Annotated in this window: 13 protein-coding genes; 8 read left to right on the top strand and 5 right to left on the bottom strand. The window is 71.4% G+C overall.

The window, feature by feature from the left end:
* Window positions 1–27: 27 nt before the first annotated feature.
* Together dcd and ACZ4MU_RS02515 are read left to right on the top strand one after the other, a co-directional pair.
* The gene (gene dcd / locus ACZ4MU_RS02520) at window positions 28–603 is read left to right on the top strand and encodes a dCTP deaminase (RefSeq protein ID WP_467869924.1); all 576 of its coding nucleotides are present in this window, start codon (window positions 28–30) and stop codon (window positions 601–603) included.
* A 5-nt stretch (window positions 604–608) separates the two neighbouring features.
* The gene (locus ACZ4MU_RS02515) at window positions 609–1,106 is read left to right on the top strand and encodes a phosphoribosyltransferase (RefSeq protein ID WP_467869922.1); all 498 of its coding nucleotides are present in this window, start codon (window positions 609–611) and stop codon (window positions 1,104–1,106) included.
* A gap of 75 nt (window positions 1,107–1,181) precedes the next feature.
* On the opposite strand, the gene ACZ4MU_RS02510 is transcribed toward ACZ4MU_RS02515, so the two are convergent.
* The 3 genes from ACZ4MU_RS02510 to ACZ4MU_RS02500 form a co-directional block, all read right to left on the bottom strand.
* Window positions 1,182–2,111, bottom strand: a complete 930-nt coding sequence (locus ACZ4MU_RS02510; RefSeq protein ID WP_467869920.1) for a Yip1 family protein — start codon at window positions 2,109–2,111, stop codon at window positions 1,182–1,184.
* A 125-nt stretch (window positions 2,112–2,236) separates the two neighbouring features.
* A complete protein-coding gene (locus ACZ4MU_RS02505; RefSeq protein WP_467869918.1) occupies window positions 2,237–3,349 on the bottom strand; it encodes an FG-GAP repeat domain-containing protein in 1,113 nt (370 codons plus the stop codon).
* 183 nt (window positions 3,350–3,532) lie between these two features.
* Window positions 3,533–5,800 carry a (Fe-S)-binding protein gene (locus tag ACZ4MU_RS02500; RefSeq protein ID WP_467869916.1) on the bottom strand — a complete coding sequence of 756 codons (2,268 nt, stop codon included), beginning with the start codon at window positions 5,798–5,800 and terminating at the stop codon, window positions 3,533–3,535.
* Between the two features lie 218 nt (window positions 5,801–6,018).
* Between ACZ4MU_RS02500 and ACZ4MU_RS02495 the strand changes: the two genes are divergently transcribed.
* From ACZ4MU_RS02495 to ACZ4MU_RS02470, 6 genes are all read left to right on the top strand, one after another.
* A complete protein-coding gene (locus ACZ4MU_RS02495; protein ID WP_467869914.1) occupies window positions 6,019–7,041 on the top strand; it encodes an MraY family glycosyltransferase in 1,023 nt (340 codons plus the stop codon).
* Window positions 7,038–7,829, top strand: a complete 792-nt coding sequence (locus ACZ4MU_RS02490; protein WP_467869912.1) for an FkbM family methyltransferase — start codon at window positions 7,038–7,040, stop codon at window positions 7,827–7,829. The genes ACZ4MU_RS02495 and ACZ4MU_RS02490 overlap by 4 nt, the downstream gene beginning before the upstream one ends.
* A 311-nt stretch (window positions 7,830–8,140) precedes the next feature.
* Window positions 8,141–9,994 (top strand): molecular chaperone DnaK, encoded by a 1,854-nt coding sequence (gene dnaK / locus ACZ4MU_RS02485; protein WP_467869910.1) that lies wholly within the window; start codon window positions 8,141–8,143, stop codon window positions 9,992–9,994.
* Complete coding sequence (gene grpE, locus ACZ4MU_RS02480; RefSeq protein ID WP_467869908.1) at window positions 9,994–10,653, top strand: nucleotide exchange factor GrpE; 660 nt, start codon at window positions 9,994–9,996, stop codon at window positions 10,651–10,653. The genes dnaK and grpE overlap by 1 nt, the downstream gene beginning before the upstream one ends.
* Window positions 10,654–10,698: 45 nt before the next feature.
* Window positions 10,699–11,877 carry a molecular chaperone DnaJ gene (gene dnaJ, locus ACZ4MU_RS02475; RefSeq protein ID WP_467869906.1) on the top strand — a complete coding sequence of 393 codons (1,179 nt, stop codon included), beginning with the start codon at window positions 10,699–10,701 and terminating at the stop codon, window positions 11,875–11,877.
* A 1-nt stretch (window position 11,878) separates the two neighbouring features.
* A complete protein-coding gene (locus tag ACZ4MU_RS02470) occupies window positions 11,879–12,331 on the top strand; it encodes a heat shock protein transcriptional repressor HspR (protein ID WP_467869904.1) in 453 nt (150 codons plus the stop codon).
* Between the two features lie 145 nt (window positions 12,332–12,476).
* Here ACZ4MU_RS02470 and ACZ4MU_RS02465 read toward each other — a convergent pair whose 3' ends face one another.
* Window positions 12,477–12,734, bottom strand: coding sequence for a hypothetical protein (locus ACZ4MU_RS02465; RefSeq protein ID WP_467869902.1), 258 nt, complete (start codon window positions 12,732–12,734; stop codon window positions 12,477–12,479).
* 25 nt (window positions 12,735–12,759) lie between these two features.
* Window positions 12,760–13,200, bottom strand: coding sequence for a hypothetical protein (locus ACZ4MU_RS02460; protein WP_467870661.1), 441 nt, complete (start codon window positions 13,198–13,200; stop codon window positions 12,760–12,762).
* Window positions 13,201–13,303: the final 103 nt, after the last annotated feature.

Raw genomic sequence — 13,303 nt, 5'->3', positions numbered from 1 at the left:
CCCGCGCACCCTGCGTATCCTCGGGACGTGCTTCTCTCAGACAAGGACATCCGGGCCGAGATCGACGCGGGTCGCGTCCGTATCGATCCGTATGACGAATCCATGGTCCAGCCGTCCAGCATCGACGTACGGCTCGACCGCTACTTCCGGGTGTTCGAGAATCACCGGTACCCGCACATCGACCCCGCGGTCGAGCAGGCGGACCTGACGCGGCTCGTCGAGCCCGACGGGGACGACGCCTTCATCCTGCATCCGGGCGAGTTCGTCCTCGCCTCGACCTACGAGGTCATCTCCCTCCCCGACGACCTCGCGTCCCGCCTGGAGGGCAAGAGCTCGCTCGGGCGGCTCGGGCTGGTGACGCACTCCACGGCCGGCTTCATCGACCCGGGCTTCTCCGGGCACGTGACGCTGGAGCTCTCCAACCTCGCGACCCTCCCGATCAAGCTCTGGCCGGGCATGAAGATCGGGCAGCTGTGCCTCTTCCGGCTGACCTCCGCCGCCGAGTCGCCGTACGGCTCGGAGCGGTACGGCTCCCGGTACCAGGGCCAGCGCGGACCGACCGCCTCGCGGTCCTTCCTCAATTTCCATCGGACCCAGGTGTGAGTGACATGAGCGACGTACGCGAGAACCTGACCTACGAGAAGTTCGGGGGCGCCATCCGCGACCTCGCGCAGACCATCGCGGACGACGGCTACGAGCCCGACATCGTCGTCTCCATCGCGCGCGGCGGCGTCTTCGTCGCGGGCGGGCTCGCCTACGCCCTGGACTGCAAGAACATCCACCTCGTGAACGTGGAGTTCTACACCGGCGTCGGCACCACCCTGGAAATGCCGGTCATGCTCGCGCCCGTCCCCAACGCGATCGACTTCTCCGGCAAGAAGGTCCTGATCACGGACGACGTCGCCGACACCGGCAAGACCCTCAAGCTCGTCCACGACTTCTGCGTCGACCACGTCGCCGAGGTCCGCAGCGCCGTCATCTACGAGAAGGCGCACTCGCTCGTGAAGTGCGAGTACGTCTGGAAGCGCACAGACGAGTGGATCAACTTCCCGTGGAGCGTCGAGCCGCCCGTCGTACGCCGTGAGGGCCAGGTCCTCGACGCGTAGAGCAGGTGCAAGCGATACGGGAAGGGGCCCGGGGATCATTGATCCCCGGGCCCCTTCCCGTATCCGGCGTACCCGCTAGATCGTGCCCAGCTTGATCAGGCTCAGCAGCGCCACCAGCTGGATCGCGCTCGCGCCCAGTGCCTTCGGCCACGGCAGGTCGTGCGACTTGCTCACCATCGACGTGAACAGCGCGCCCGCCGCCAGCCAGGTCGCCCAGCCGACCACTTGCACCAGGCCGTTGTCCCCGCCCAGGAACAGCGCCAGCAGCAGCCGGGGCGCGTCCGTGAGGGACATGATCAGCATGGAGAGGCCCACGGTCGGCTGCCAGGAGCCGTCGCCGCCGAGCTGACGGCCCATCGTGTGGGTGACCGCGCCCAGGATCATGCCGCCGAGGACGAAGACCACACCGGTGGTGAGGACCACCGGGACGGCCTTGCTCAGCGTCGTGTTGATGACGTCCTCGCGGGCCTTGTCGAAGCCGAAGATCGCCAGCAGGCCGTAGAGGAACGTGATGGTCAGCGCCGGGCCCCACACGGCGTAGTCGCGCATCTGCCAGAACGTCGGGCCCGGCCGCGTCACGATGCCGTGCAGCAGGTCCTTCCAGCGCAGCCGGGGTCCGGACGGGGCCGCGACGGCGCCGGCGCGGTAGGTCGCCCCCTGGCCGTACGGGTCCTCGTCGATGCTGAAGGCCTGGGTGTGGCCCGGGTTGTTGGCGTACGGGTCCTGGGCGGGCGTGTACCCCCGGGGCGCGCCCTGGCCGTAACCGCCCTGGCCATGGCCGCTCTCGCCGTAGCCGCCCTGGCCCTGGCCGCCGTACGGGTCGCCGAAGTACTCCGGCTCGCCCTGCCGCGGCTGCGGCTGCCCGTATCCGTACTGCTGCTGTGCGCGCTGCTGCGGAGAGGCGGGCCACTGGCCTCCCTGGCCGTGTCCCTGCCCCTGTCCCTGCTGCGGTCGCCGTCGCGCGTTCCGGTCGTCCCGGCCGCGCCCCATCCTGAATCCTGCCACGCTTTCGAACGTACCTGTTCTGACGGGGCGCCAAGCCGGGGCGGCGGGAACGGGGCGTCTTTGCGGCTGAGCTGTGACATCCCCTAGGGGGACCCGGAGGGGCCGGGGCCGGCGGCGCGGCGGGCTCAGCCCCAGCCCGCCGTCGTGAAGCGGACCAGCGGTTTCTCCCGTACGCCCGGGTCCGTTCCCGCGTACACCGCCACCAGGTCGCTCGTCTCGCCCCGGTGGACGCGGACCGCCACATCGGCCACCTCGTCGCCGGTGAAGTCCGCGACCTGGAGGACGTCCGTCACGGGGGCCGGGCCGGCGCCGGGCAGGGCGGTCGCGGGCGGACGCGGCGGGCGGGCGGAGGTGGCGGGGCCGTAGGTGTAGGTGCCGCCGGGGCGCGCCGGGCCGCGGGGGCCGCCCAGGAGCAGCCGGGCCCGGGCGCCCGGAGCGGCCGACTCGCGGACCACCAGGTCGTCGCAGCCGTCCCCGTTCACGTCCGCACCCGGCTCCGGGGCGGCCAGGGCCGGCCCGCCGCCGGGCAGCGGGGCGCCCGCCGCGTGCGGGGCGCCGGTGCGGGTGAAGGGGCCGCGCAGGAAGCTGATGCGGCCGCCGGTCGCGGTGACCGCGAGGTCGGTGGCCGAGTCGCCGTCGAAGTCGCCGCAGACGGGGTGGCCGGGCCAGTCGTCGCCGTACCGGGCGCGGCCGGGGATGCCGAGGACGACCGCGCGGGCGGTGAGGCCGCCGGGGCCGCCGAAGAGGACCTGGAGCGGGACGGGCGGGCGGCCGGTGCCGTCGTACGGCGGGTCGGTCGTCACGATCAGATCGCCGAAGCCGTCCCCGTCCAGGTCGCAGGCCGCCTCGGCCTCGAACGTGGCGGGCCGCTCGCCGCCGACCGGGGCCGCGTCGTGGCGGGGGGTGAGGATCTGGCGGGCGGCCGGGTCGAGGGCGCGGGCGGGGTCCGTGCCGTAGACGACGGCGAGGCCGGCGTCGTCGCCGTAGCGCTCGCTCTCGTCCTTGGCCAGGTCGTCGAGGACCAGATCGCGGTGGCCGTCGCCGTTGAAGTCGTACGGGACGGTGCTGCCGCGGCCGTGGGGTACGGGCCGGGCGGGGTCCACGGGCGCCCCGGCGGGCCCCGCCCGGGAGGCGGAGGGCGCGGAGGGGCGGGCGGGGGCCGAGTCGCAGCCCGCCGCGGCCCACACCGCCGCCGCGACCACGGCGGCCGCTCCCGCCGCTCTTTTCGCGCCTGCCACGGCTCTACGGGTACGTCTCGGCCTCGTCACCCGCCACAGGATGCCGCATCGTGGGGCAGGGCCGGACGCTGGGTAACCGCTCGCCCGTGCCGAACACGGCAGTGGCCGTTCCCGCCTGCGAGGCGGGAACGGCCACTGGTGGTGGTGCCGTTGTCGTGGAGACCGGCGGGCTCCGGGCTCCGGCTACTTCACCGGCTCGGGCTCCGGGGCCGGCTCCGCGTCCTCGGACGCCGCCGGGTCCGCCGGGGTCTTCACCGAGTCGAGCAGCAGCTGCGCCACGTCCACGACCTGGACGGACTCCTTCGCCTGGCCTTCGTTCTTCTTGCCGTTGACCGAGTCGGTCAGCATGACCAGGCAGAACGGGCAGGCCGTGGAGACGATGTCCGGGTTGAGGGAGAGGGCCTCGTCGACGCGCTCGTTGTTGATGCGCTTGCCGATCCGCTCCTCCATCCACATCCGCGCGCCACCGGCGCCGCAGCAGAAGCCGCGCTCCTTGTGGCGGTGCATCTCCTGCTGGCGCAGGCCCGGGACCTTGTCCATGATCTCGCGCGGAGGCGTGTAGACCTTGTTGTGACGGCCCAGGTAGCACGGGTCGTGGTACGTGATCAGACCCTCGACCGGGGTCACCGGGACCAGCCTGCCCTCGTCGATGAGGTGCTGGAGCAGCTGGGTGTGGTGGATGACCTCGTACTCGCCGCCGAGCTGCGGGTACTCGTTGGCGATCGTGTTGAAGCAGTGCGGGCAGGTCGCGACGATCTTCTTGGACGACTTGGGCTTCTTGGTCGCCTCGTCCTCGTCATCCTCGCCGAACGCCATGTTCAGCATCGCGACGTTCTCCTGGCCGAGCTGCTGGAACAGCGGCTCGTTGCCCAGGCGGCGCGGGGAGTCACCGGTGCACTTCTCGTCCCCGCCCATGATCGCGAACTTGACGCCCGCCATGTGCAGCAGCTCCGCGAAGGCCTTGGTGGTCTTCTTGGCGCGGTCCTCCAGGGCGCCGGCGCAGCCGACCCAGTAGAGGTAGTCGACCTCGCTGAGGTCCTCGACGTCCTTGCCGACGATCGGGACCTCGAAGTCGACCTCCTTGGTCCACTCCACGCGCTGCTTCTTGGCGAGACCCCAGGGGTTGCCCTTCTTCTCCAGGTTCTTGAGCATCGTGCCCGCCTCGGACGGGAACGCGGACTCGATCATCACCTGGTAGCGGCGCATGTCGACGATGTGGTCGATGTGCTCGATGTCGACCGGGCACTGCTCGACACAGGCGCCGCAGGTGGTGCAGGACCACAGGACGTCCGGGTCGATGACGCCGTTCTCCTCCAGCGTGCCGATCAGCGGGCGCTCGGCCTCGGCGATCGCGGCGGCCGGGACGTCCTTCAGCTGCTCCGCCGTGGCCTTCTCGTTGCCCTCCATGTCCTTGCCGCCGCCCGCGAGCAGGTACGGGGCCTTGGCGTGCGCGTGGTCGCGCAGGGACATGATCAGGAGCTTGGGAGAGAGCGGCTTGCCGGTGTTCCAGGCGGGGCACTGCGACTGGCAGCGCCCGCACTCGGTGCAGGTGGAGAAGTCGAGGATGCCCTTCCAGGAGAAGTGCTCGATCTGGGAGACGCCGTAGACGTCGTCGTCGCCCGGCTCCTCGAAGTCGATCGCCTTGCCGCCCGAGGTCATCGGCTGGAGCGCGCCCAGCGCCGTGGAGCCGTCCGCCTCGCGCTTGAACCAGATGTTGGGGAAGCCGAGGAAGCGGTGCCAGGCCACGCCCATGTCGGTCTTGAGGGAGACCGTGATCATCCAGATGAAGGAGGCGGCGATCTTCAGGCCCGCGACCGCGTAGGTCAGGTTCTGGATCGTCGTCAGGCTCAGGCCCTTGAGCGCCAGGATCAGCGGGTACGAGGCGAAGAAGCCGGGCTCGTAGCTGTCCACGCCGTGCTGGACGCCCTCCAGGGCGCGCAGCGTCATGATGCAGACGCCGACGATGAGGATGATCGTCTCGACGAAGTACGCCTGGCCGGTGTTGGAGCCCGCGAACCGGGACTTGCGGCCCGGCCGGTCGGCCTTGCTCAGCTGGCGGACGGTGATCAGCGTGAGGATGCCGAGCGTCGTCATCAGGCCGAGGAATTCGACGAAGATCTCGTACGGCAGCCAGTCGCCGATGACCGGGATCAGCCAGTCGGCCTGGAAGAGCTGGCCGATGGCGTTGACGATCGTCAGCAGCAGCGAGAAGAAGCCCACCGCCACGAACCAGTGCGCGACGCCGACGACACCCCAGCGGTTCATCCGGGTGTGGCCGAGGAACTCCTTGGCCACGGTCACGGTGCGCTGGACGGGTTCGTCGGTGCGGGTGCCCGCGGGCACCGGCTGGCCGAGCCGCACGAAGCGGTAGATCTGCCAGATCGCACGGCCGAACAGCGCTACGCCGACCGCGATTAGGACCAGCGACACAATGATCGCGGCGAGTTGCATGTGGGGGCTCCTCGGGCCTGCCAGGGATTACTAAGCAGTAACTTATCGAGCTCGTCTGAGCGTACCCATTTATGCGGCGGCGCTGTAGCCGCGCACGCGGTGATCTGTGTCGCTCAGGCGGCCCTCAGTCCCCAGTGTGGACGGGGTTTTGGGCACTTTTGAAATGTCCATCGTGTTATTCAGCCCATACACGGACATAACAATCTAACTTGGTTCGCATGATCTCCGGGCTCACCGCCGCCGTCGCCGCCCTGCTGTGCACCGCCCTGCTGGCCGCGGTGGTCCGCGCGGCCGTCCTGCGCGCCGGGGCCGGAGGTGCGCGCTCCGGCCGCACCCCGCACCTCGGCGGGATCGCCGTCGCGGTGGGCACGGTCGCCGCGGTCGGGGCCGGGCCGGTGCTCGGGCTCGCCGAACTCGGGGACGGCGTGGGGCCGCTGCTCGGCGCCGCCGGGGCCGTGGCGCTGCTGGGGCTCGGCGCGGACCTGCGTCCGCCGGGGGCCCGGGTCAGGATCGGGGTGCAGACCGCCGCCGCCACCGTGGTGGTCGCCCTGGCGTCGGGGCTCTCGCCGGGACCGGGCGCGCTCGCCGTGCTGTGGATCGTGCTCGTCACCAACGCCTTCAGCCTGCTGGACGCCTCCGACGGGGCGATGGGGACGGTGGCCGCGGTGATGGCGCTCGGGCTCGCCGTCTGCGCCGTCGAGGACGCGCTGACCGGACTCGCCCTGCTGCTCAGCGTGCTGGCCGCCTCCCTCACCGGGTTCCTGGTGCACAACTGGCACCCGGCGCGGATCGTCCTCGGCCACTGCGGCTCCCTCTTCACCGGGTTCCTGCTCGCCTGCGCCGCCGTACTCGTCCACACCGAGGCGGACCCGGCCCGGGCCACCGCCTCCCTCTTCGCCCTCACCGCGGTGGTCCTGGCCGACGCGGTACTGGTCCTGGTGTCGCGGCGGCTCGCCGGCCGGGCGCTGGCCGAGGGCGCGGCCGACCACATCGCGCACCGGCTGCGCCGCGGCGGGCTGACCGTGCAGGGCACGGCCGTCGTCCTCGGGCTGGCCGCGGCGGTCGGGACCGTCACCGCGCTGCTCGTCCACGACGGCCGCCTCGCCCCGGCCGCCGTGCTGCCGCTCGTGCTGGGCACGGTGGTCGCGGTGGTGGCCCTGCTGCGGGTGCCGGTCTACGGCGACGCGGCCCTGCGTACCGAACCGGCCCCCGGGGCCGCCCGCGAAGGAGCACCGGCGTGAGCATCGACATGATCGCGATGGGCGACCGCGCCCGTACGGCCCTGCGCCGCCTCGCCCGCCCCCTCGGCGCGCCCGGCCGGCCCGCCGACGAGGACGGCGGGCGCCTGGTGCGGCTGCTGCGGCGGTACGAGATCGACCTGGTCCTGGACGTGGGCGCGTACAGCGGGGCGTACGGAACGATGCTGCGGCGCTGCGGCTACGAGGGGCGGATCGTCTCCTTCGAGCCGCTGCGCGAGCCCCGCGCCGAGCTGCGGCTGCGGGCCGCGGAGGACCCCTTCTGGTCGGTGCTGCCGTACGCGCTCGCCGACCGCAGCGGGCCGCTCACCCTGAACATCGCGGGCGACGCGGGCGTGAGCAGCTCGGCGCTGGCGATGCTGCCCCGCCGTCGCGCGGCCGCGCCGCACACCGCGTACACCGGGACGCGGTGTGTCGAGGCGCACCGGCTCGACGCCCTGTGGGAGGGCGTCACCGCGCCCGGCGAACGGGTCTTCGTACGGCTCGCGGTGCAGGGGTACGAGCACGAGGTGCTGCGGGGCGCGGGGGCGTACGCGGACGAGATCGTCGGGCTTCAGGTGGGGGCGGCGCTGGTGCCGCTGCACGAGGGGGGCGCGGGGTTCGACGACGTGCTGGCCCGTGCGCGCGGGGAGCTGGGGCTTTCGCTCATGTCGGTGTGGCCGGGGTTGGTGGATCCGCGGGACGGGAGGCTGCTCCAGTGCGAGCTGATCCTGCTGCGCGAGGACTCGTCGGACCACGTCCCCGCGCAGGCGGCGCCCACGGGCCGGGCGTGACGGCCCTTTCCCCGCGGTTCTGAAGCCCCCTGGAGGGCGTGGTTCACCGGCTGCGGCCCGGTGGGGCTGGTCGCGCAGTTCCCCGCGCCGCTTTCGGGGCGCCCTTCGGGGTAGCCGGGGGCGCCCCGGAGGGGCGTCTTCGGGGGCGCGGAAAACTGCGCGGTCAGCCCCGTCACCTGCGGATAGAAGCCGTGCCGCACCTAAGCGCTACATAAAAGTTGAGCCCGGGCGACTCAGCTCTGTTGACCGGTGAGGGGGAGTCGTGCATCCTTGAGTCAGTTCCACTCAAGATGTCAGTTGGAGGAATCGAAATGGCACGTGCGGTCGGCATCGACCTGGGCACGACTAACTCCGTCGTCAGCGTTCTCGAAGGCGGCGAGCCCACCGTCATCACCAACGCCGAAGGCGCCAGGACCACGCCGTCCGTCGTCGCCTTCGCCAAGAACGGCGAGGTCCTCGTCGGTGAGGTGGCCAAGCGGCAGGCCGTCACCAACGTCGACCGGACCATCCGCTCGGTCAAGCGCCACATGGGCACCGACTGGAAGATCGACCTCGACGGCAAGACCTTCAACCCGCAGCAGATGAGCGCCTTCATCCTGCAGAAGCTGAAGCGGGACGCGGAGGCCTACCTCGGCGAGAAGGTCACCGACGCGGTCATCACCGTCCCGGCGTACTTCAACGACTCCGAGCGTCAGGCGACCAAGGAGGCCGGTGAGATCGCGGGCCTCAACGTGCTGCGCATCGTCAACGAGCCCACCGCCGCGGCGCTGGCGTACGGCCTGGACAAGGACGACCAGACGATCCTCGTCTTCGACCTCGGCGGCGGCACCTTCGACGTGTCCCTCCTGGAGATCGGTGACGGCGTCGTCGAGGTGAAGGCCACCAACGGTGACAACCACCTCGGTGGTGACGACTGGGACCAGCGCGTCGTCGACTACCTGGTGAAGCAGTTCCAGTCCGGCCACGGCGTGGACCTCTCCAAGGACAAGATGGCGCTCCAGCGCCTGCGCGAGGCCGCCGAGAAGGCGAAGATCGAGCTGTCCTCGTCCACCGAGACCTCGATCAACCTGCCGTACATCACGGCCTCGGCCGAGGGCCCGCTGCACCTGGACGAGAAGCTGACGCGCGCCCAGTTCCAGCAGCTGACCGCGGACCTCCTGGAGCGCTGCAAGCACCCGTTCCACAACGTCATCAAGGACGCCGGCATCCAGCTGTCCGAGATCGACCACGTGGTCCTGGTCGGCGGCTCCACCCGTATGCCCGCCGTCGCCGAGCTCGTCCGCGAGCTGACCGGCGGCAAGGACGCCAACAAGGGCGTCAACCCGGACGAGGTCGTCGCCATCGGCGCCGCGCTCCAGGCCGGTGTCCTCAAGGGTGAGGTCAAGGACGTCCTGCTCCTCGACGTGACCCCGCTGTCCCTCGGCATCGAGACCAAGGGCGGCATCATGACCAAGCTCATCGAGCGGAACACCACGATTCCGACGAAGCGCTCCGAGATCTTCACGACGGCCGAGGACAACCAGCCGTCCGTCCAGATCCAGGTCTACCAGGGCGAGCGCGAGATCGCGGCGTACAACAAGAAGCTCGGCATGTTCGAGCTGACCGGTCTGCCGCCGGCCCCGCGCGGGGTCCCGCAGATCGAGGTCGCCTTCGACATCGACGCCAACGGCATCATGCACGTGACCGCGAAGGACCTGGGCACGGGCAAGGAGCAGAAGATGACCGTCACCGGCGGCTCCTCGCTGCCGAAGGACGAGGTCAACCGCATGCGCGAGGAGGCCGAGCAGTACGCGGAGGAGGACCACCGCCGCCGCGAGGCCGCCGAGTCCCGCAACCAGGGCGAGCAGCTCGTCTACCAGACGGAGAAGTTCCTCAAGGACAACGAGGACAAGGTCCCGGGTGAGGTCAAGACCGAGGTCGAGGCCGCCGTCGGCGAGCTGAAGGAGAAGCTCAAGGGCGAGGACACCGCCGAGATCCGCACCGCGACCGAGAAGCTCGCGGCCGTCTCCCAGAAGCTCGGCCAGGCGATGTACGCGGACGCGCAGGCCGCCCAGGGCGCCGCCGGTGCCGAGGGCGCCGAGGCTCCCAAGGCCGAGGACGACGTCGTCGACGCCGAGATCGTCGACGACGAGAAGCCGGGCGACGCGAAGGGTGGCGCGGCCTGATGTCTGAGGAGACCCCGGGCTTCGAGGAGAAGCCCGACGTCCCCTCCGGCGCACAGGAAGACGCCGAGCCGAAGGCCGCCGACTCCTCGAAGGAGGAGAAGGCGGCCCCGGCCGGGGACGCAGCCAAGGAGATCGCCCTGCAGGCCCAGCTGGACCAGGCCCAGACGGCGCTCGCCGAGCGCACGACGGACCTCCAGCGCCTCCAGGCCGAGTACCAGAACTACCGCCGCCGCGTGGAGCGGGACCGCGTCACGGTCAAGGAGATCGCCGTCGCCGGCCTCCTGACCGAGCTGCTGCCCGTACTCGACGACATCGGCCGGGCCCGTGAGCACGGCGAGCTGACCGGCGGCTTCAAGTCGGTGGCCGAGTCGCTGGAGACGGTCGCCGCGAAGATGGGCCTCCAGCAGTTCGGCAAGGAGGGCGAGCCCTTCGACCCGACGGTCCACGAGGCCCTGATGCACAGCTACGCCCCGGACGTCACCGAGACGACCTGCGTCGCGATCCTCCAGCCCGGGTACCGGATCGGCGAGCGTACGATCCGCCCCGCGCGGGTCGCCGTCGCCGAGCCCCAGCCGGGCGCGGTGAAGGAGGGCAAGGACGGCAAGGAAGGCACAGACGGCAAGGCCGAAGAGGAGAGCGGTGGCCCGGACGAGGGCTGACGCGACGGTCATGGGTGAAGTGGTCGTCCGGGAGGAGGGACGTCGATGAGCACGAAGGACTTCGTCGAGAAGGACTACTACAAGGTCCTCGGCGTCCCCAAGGACGCCACCGAGGCCGAGATCAAGAAGGCGTACCGCAAACTCGCCCGCGAGTTCCACCCGGACGCCAACAAGGGCGACGCCAAGGCGGAGGAGCGCTTCAAGGAGGTCTCCGAGGCGAACGACATCCTCGGTGACCCCAAGAAGCGCAAGGAGTACGACGAGGCGCGCGCCCTCTTCGGCAACGGCGGCTTCCGGGCCGGTCCGGGCGCCGGCGGCGGCAACTTCAACTTCGACCTGGGCGACCTCTTCGGGGGCGCCCAGGGCGGCGGGGCGGCCGGCGGCTTCGGGGGCGGGCTCGGCGACGTCTTCGGCGGCCTGTTCAACCGGGGCGGCGCGGGCCCGGGCACCCGGACCCAGCCGCGCCGGGGCCAGGACCTGGAGTCCGAGGTGACGCTCAGCTTCACCGAGGCGGTCGACGGGGCCACGGTCCCGATCCGGCTCTCCAGCCAGGCCCCGTGCAAGGCCTGTTCGGGCACCGGCGACAAGAACGGCACGCCCCGGGTGTGCCCGACCTGCGTCGGCACCGGCCAGGTCTCGCGCGGCACCGGCGGCGGGTTCTCGCTGACCGACCCGTGTGTGGACTGCAAGGGCCGGGGTCTGATCGCGGAGAACCCGTGCGAGGTCTGCAAGGGCAGCGGCCGTGCCAAGTCCTCGCGGACCATGCAGGTCAGGATTCCGGCGGGCGTCTTCGACGGCCAGCGGATCCGGCTGCGCGGCAAGGGCGCGGCGGGCGAGCGCGGCGGCCCGGCGGGCGACCTCTATGTGGTCGTCCACGTGGACAGCCACCCGGTCTTCGGCCGCAAGGACGACAACCTCACCGTCACCGTGCCGGTCTCCTTCGCGGAGGCGGCGCTCGGCGGTGAAGTGAAGGTGCCCACCCTCGGCGGGCCGCCGGTCACCCTGAAGCTCCCCGCGGGCACGCCCAACGGCCGTACGATGCGCGCCCGGGGCAAGGGCGCGGTCCGCAAGGACGGCTCGCGCGGGGACCTGCTGGTCACCGTGGAGGTCATGGTGCCCAAGGACCTCGGCGACAAGGCGCGCGAGGCCCTGGAGGCGTTCCGCGAGGCGACCGTGGACGAGGATCCGCGGGCCGAACTGTTCCAGGCCGCGAAGGGAGCATGAGATGGACGGCCGACGACGCAATCCGTTCGAACTGACCGATGAATCGCCGGTGTACGTCATCTCGGTCGCCGCTCAGCTCTCCGGTCTGCATCCGCAGACCCTGCGTCAGTACGACCGTCTCGGCCTGGTCTCGCCCGACCGCACGGCCGGGCGCGGCCGGCGCTACTCGGCCCGTGACATCGAACTGCTCCGTACGGTGCAGCAGTTGTCGCAGGACGAGGGCATCAACCTGGCCGGAATCAAGCGCATCATCGAGCTGGAGAACCAGGTGGCCGCGCTCCAGCAGCGCGTCGCCGAGCTCTCGGCGGCGGTGGACGGGGCGGCTGCCGCTATGCGGCAGCGCGAGGCCCAGGTCCACGCGTCGTACCGGCGCGATCTGGTGCCGTACCAGGACGTGCAGCAAACCGGCGCCCTGGTGGTCTGGCGGCCCAAGAGGCCGAAGGACACGCCCTAGGGCAGCAGGATGCCGTCGGGACGCCGGTCGGCGGCTTCGACGAACGCCAAGGGCCCGCGGTCCCCAAGAGGGGGCCGCGGGCCTTGTGCGTGGCGCGTGGCGCCTGGCGCCTGGGTTCCGCAAGGGCCGCCCGCCGGGGCCGTCCTCAATGGCCCGTGCCCTGCCAGAGGCTCACCGCGAGGGCGGCGCACGAGGTCAGGGCGGCGATCGCGGGCAGCGGCCAGCGCCCGCGCTCCAGGGCGTCCAGACGGTCGTCGTGTTCTCCCAGGGTCTTGTCGGTCTGGTCGGCGCGCTGGAGCAGCAGCGCCAGGTCGCCCCGGGTGGTGGCGAACCCGACCTCCACCGCGCGCCGCAGCCGTTCCAGTTCGATCGCGACTCCCTCGGTCTGGCCGGTGGTCACCATGACGGCTCCTTCGGTAGATGGCGGATCAGGACAGCGAGACGGCGGGAGGAGAGCCGGCCTCGGTGCCAGTCCAGGAGGTCCACGCCGTAGTGGCGCAGGAGCGCGGCTTCCAGTGCCTCGGCGTTGTCCTCCACGTACACACCGAGGCGCAGCCTTCCCCCAGGCCGAGCCCGGTGTCGCGGCCCCAGCACATCAGGACCGCCTCGATGTCGTGCGGTGAGGGGCGGTGGCGGCGCAGGCGTGCCGACTGGGCCTCGCCGAGGAGGAGTTCGAGGGAGGCGCCGAGGTCGTCGCCGCCGAGGGTGCGCAGGGCGCGCACCGCGGCGCGGGGGAGTTCGCCGGGCAGCTCGAAGAGCTCGCCGCCCAGCTCGAAGGCCCAGGAGCGGCCGAGCGCCTCCAGGCGCTGGGCGCGGGCCGCGTGGACCCGGGGGGTACCGGGGGCGGGTGTCGCGGGTGTCGCGGCCATGGGACCTCCCTCAAATGGCCTGTTTCCCAACGGGGTTGAGCGCCTGATCGCCGTACCCGCCCGGCGGGTCAGCGGATACAGTCGGTGTCACCTCTACGGGTGA

The sequence above is a fragment of the Streptomyces sp. NPDC026377 genome, assembly GCF_055567715.1.
Note: the sequence above shows the minus strand (reverse complement) of the source record. Positions and strands in the feature narration are given on the sequence as shown.

Coding starts and splice junctions, on each gene's coding strand:
- grpE (WP_467869908.1), top strand. CDS start 9,994: ATGTCTGAGGAGACCCCGGGCTTCGAGGAGAAGCCCGACGTCCCCTCC.
- ACZ4MU_RS02515 (WP_467869922.1), top strand. CDS start 609: ATGAGCGACGTACGCGAGAACCTGACCTACGAGAAGTTCGGGGGCGCC.
- ACZ4MU_RS02460 (WP_467870661.1), bottom strand. CDS start 13,200: ATGGCCGCGACACCCGCGACACCCGCCCCCGGTACCCCCCGGGTCCAC.
- ACZ4MU_RS02500 (WP_467869916.1), bottom strand. CDS start 5,800: ATGCAACTCGCCGCGATCATTGTGTCGCTGGTCCTAATCGCGGTCGGC.
- ACZ4MU_RS02465 (WP_467869902.1), bottom strand. CDS start 12,734: ATGGTGACCACCGGCCAGACCGAGGGAGTCGCGATCGAACTGGAACGG.
- ACZ4MU_RS02495 (WP_467869914.1), top strand. CDS start 6,019: ATGATCTCCGGGCTCACCGCCGCCGTCGCCGCCCTGCTGTGCACCGCC.
- ACZ4MU_RS02470 (WP_467869904.1), top strand. CDS start 11,879: ATGGACGGCCGACGACGCAATCCGTTCGAACTGACCGATGAATCGCCG.
- dnaJ (WP_467869906.1), top strand. CDS start 10,699: ATGAGCACGAAGGACTTCGTCGAGAAGGACTACTACAAGGTCCTCGGC.
- dnaK (WP_467869910.1), top strand. CDS start 8,141: ATGGCACGTGCGGTCGGCATCGACCTGGGCACGACTAACTCCGTCGTC.